Annotated in this window: 2 protein-coding genes; one reads left to right on the top strand and one right to left on the bottom strand. The window is 75.3% G+C overall.

Annotation, left to right across the window (positions count from 1 at the left end):
• On the top strand, positions 1-2634 hold a 2634-nt coding region (locus HII36_RS53945; protein WP_217371107.1), incomplete at its 5' end, for a helix-turn-helix transcriptional regulator.
• Between the two features lie 62 nt (positions 2635-2696).
• Here the strand turns inward: HII36_RS53945 and HII36_RS53940 are convergent.
• Positions 2697-3664: hypothetical protein (locus tag HII36_RS53940; RefSeq protein WP_173531163.1), on the bottom strand; the 968-nt coding region annotated here is incomplete at its 5' end.

Below are 3664 nucleotides of genomic sequence, written 5' to 3'. Positions count from 1 at the left end.
GGGTGGCGGCTGGTGAGGGGGGTGGAGGAGGAGGCGGCGCAGCCGTACGGGCTGCTCACGCAACTCACGCCCGCCGCGTTCGCCGAACGCATCGGACTCACCACCTCCTCCCCCGAACGCCTGGCGTTCGCCGCGGGGGCCTCAGGAGGCGTGCCGGGGAGTTCCGTGTTCGCCTCGGGAGTGGCGGGGTCGCTCGCTCGGTACCTCGACTGTCTGCGCGACGACGCCACGCGGGTCCTGGTCGTCGACGACGCCCACTGGGCCGACCCGGAGTCCCTGCGCGCCCTGGCGCACGTGCTGCGCCGCCTGCCGCCCGGCCGCCGCCTGCTCACGATCGTCACCGTACGCACCGGTCACCCGCTGCCCGCCGGTTTCGAGCGTTTCCTCCGGGACGAGCAGGCCGTGCACCTGCCGCTGGGCGGGCTGACGGCGTCCGATCTGCGGGTGCTCAGCGGCTCCGCGATCACCCCGCGTGCCGCGGAACGGCTGCGCCTGCACACCGACGGCAACCCGCTGCACGCCCGCGCCCTGCTCGGCCAGGTTCCCGCCGACGTGCTCGACGACCCGGCCGTGCCGCTGCCCGCGCCGCCGCACTACGCGTTGCCGCCGCTGTCCCGGCAGGCGGCGGACCTGCTCACGGCGGCCGCGGTGCTGGGCGTGGAATGCCCGTTCGCACTGGCCGCCGACCTGGCCGCTGACGTGGCCGGCGATGTGGCGGCCGAGACCGCCGATCCTGCTGATGCGTTCGCCGCGCTGGACGAGGCCGTCGCCGCCGGGCTGGTGACCGAGCGGCGTACGGTGGGGTCGTTGCGCATCAGGTTCGCCGACCGGCTCGCCCACGCGGCCATCTACCAGCGGCTCGGCCCGGCACGGCGGACCCGGCTGCACCGGCGGGCGGCGGAACTCGTACCCGAGGAGGGCGCGCGGTTGTGGCACCGGGTGCAGGTCGCCGACCGCGCCGACCACCGGCTGGCGAGCGACCTGGCGAGCCACGCGCGCCGCCTGGCCGCGGGCGGCCGCTGGGCGGACACGGCCGAGCAGCTGGCGCACGCGGCGCGGCTGACCGACTCTCCGGGCGCGCGTGACGCGCTGACGGCCGAGACCGTGGACGCGCTGCTGGCCGACGGCCGCGTCGCCGAGGCGGCGGAACTGAGCGCGGACCTGGCCCGCTGCCCGGACCGGGCGATCGCGAACTACGCCAGGGGCGCCGTGCACCACGCCGCCGACCGGCTGCCCGAGGCCCTGGACCTCCTCGGCGACGCCTACGACCACTGCGGCCCCGGCCAGGAACGGCTCGCCCGCCGGATCAGCGCCCACCTGTGCCTGCTCCACCTGGCGGAAGGCCGCCTGGAGCCGGCCACGACCTGGGCCGACCGCGCGGACGCCCCCACCGCCACCGCCACCGCCACCGCCGCGACCGAAACCGAGACCGGCACCAGGGCCGGCACCGACACCGCGCCCGGGACGGTTTCGGCGCGCGCAGGGGATCCGGCGGCGGAGATGGTCGCGCCCGCCGCGTTCGGGACGCCGCACCTGACCGCCCCGCTCGCCCGCGCCGCCCTGCAGGTGTGGTCGGACGACCTGGTCAACGCCCGGACGACCCTCACCGGCCTGCTGGACCGCGCCGACCGGCTGTCCACCCCGGCCGAGATCGTCACCAGGACCGTACTCGCCCAGGCCGACCACCGTCTCGGGCACTGGGAGGCGGCCCAGTCGTACGCGGAGGCGGCGGCCGGGCTGGCCGACGAGAGCGGCCACGCGTGGCTGTCCGGGTGGGCGCACGCGACGGCGGGCGCGATCGCCGCCGTGCGCGGCGAGACCGACCGCGCGGAGAGGCACGTGCGCGTCCCGGCCGCGGGCCTGCTCGCCCGCGCCCACCTGTCGTGGGCCCGCGCCTGCCTGGCCAACGCGCTCGGCGACGCGGACGCCGTGATCACCGCGCTCGCCCCCTGGGAGGGCACGCTCTCCCCCGGCGGCAAGCCCGTCACGCGCGGCCGGGCCGCGGCGCTCGCCGTCGTCGCCGAGCCCGGTCTGCTCCCCTGGGCCGACCTGCTCGCCGACGCCTACACCGCGCTGGGCAGGCACGCCAGGGCGAGGGCGCTGCTGGAGCGTTCCGAACGGGCGGCCGAGGCGCGGCACCGGCACTCGGTCCTGGCCGCGCTCGCCCGCGCCCGCGCCACGCTGCTGGCCGCCGAGGGTGATCACGAGGGTGCGGAGGAGCGGTTCGAGGCCGGTCTGCGGCACGCAGGCAAGGTGGAGCAGCCGTTCGAGTCGGCCCGCCTGCACCTGGCCTACGGCTCGTTCCTGCGCCGCGCGGGCCGGCGTACCGCGGCCGCGCACCACCTGCGGCAGGCGGCCACGCTGCTCGACGCGCTCGGCGCCCGCCCGTACGCCGAGCGCTGCGCGCAGGAACTGGCCGCGTGCGGCCTGAGCCGCTGGGCCGACCCGATGGGCCTGACGCCGCAGGAACACGCGGTGACCAGGCTGGTCGCCACCGGCCTGACGAACCAGCAGGTGGCCAGGGAGCTGACGCTGAGCGTGAAGACGATCGAGTACCACCTGAGCCACGCCTACGCCAAACTCGGCGTCACCACGCGCAGCGCGCTGACCGCGCTCCTGTCCAGGTCCGCCTGACGGACAGACGCGAAAGCGGGTGGCGAGCCCGGAGGCTCACCACCCGCTCGTGAACAGCGTGATCAGGTCCGGCAGTTGACCGGGTAGACGGCTTCGGCCTTCGGCTGGTCGTGGTTGAGCACTTCCAGCGCGACCGTCCCGTCCTTGCGTTCCGGACGGTACCAGTACCAGGCCTGCACCTGGAGGATCCCGCCGCTCTCCACCTTGTGGGTCTTGGCCTCGGTCGGCTTGCCGTCGATGACCCACCGGTAGGTGACCTCGGAGCCGGCCGGGGCCTTGAACGTGCCGTGCGCGGTCACGTACGGGTCGGTGGCGCAGTTGCCGTAGTAGGCCATCGGACGGAGCTCGGTGATGCTGACGGTGCCGGGCGTGGCGGCCTTGCAGGTCCAGCTGTAGGGGACGGTGTAGGTGGGCTTGTTGTGGTTCAGCACCTCGAAGCGGATGTTGCCGGAGCCGCTGGTCCTGGCCTGGCTGTACCAGAAGTCGCCGACCTTCTGGGTGATGCCGGGCCGCAGCCGCTCGCTCCTGACCGGCTGGGGCGTGCCGTCCACGACGAACCGGTAGCGGATGTCGGTCTCGCGGTCGGTCATGACCAGCGCCTCGGCGCGCTGCGACATCCAGCCGTCGCACACGCCGGTGTGGACGGGGGCGAGCATGTACTGGAAGGAGAGCGTGGCCGGGTTCGGCTCGGGGGTGCAGCGGAAGGTGAAGTCACGCTCGACCGGCTCGCTCGGTCCGCCCTCGGTCATCAGGCCGAGGGTGTGGGAGCCGCCGTTGGGCGTGTCGAGGGTCCAGGTGGCCGAGATGTCCTGGGTGCGCGGCCGGCTGCCGGCCGGGAAGTCGACGGTCTGGCGCTGCCACGGCCTGCCGTCCAGGATCCACCAGTACGTGACCTGCTGCGCCGCGCCGGCGGCCAGCGTGATGCGGCCGGTGGCCTGGTAGCCGATGGGCTCGTCGCAGTAGCCCTCGTAGTCGCCGGGGGTGATGCCGGTGATCTGCGGCACGGGCTTCTGCGCGGGCGGCGGCGAGG

The sequence above is a fragment of the Nonomuraea antri genome (genome assembly GCF_013283785.1).
Classification (GTDB): domain Bacteria; phylum Actinomycetota; class Actinomycetes; order Streptosporangiales; family Streptosporangiaceae; genus Nonomuraea; species Nonomuraea antri.
This window is presented reverse-complemented; position numbering and strand designations above follow the sequence as displayed.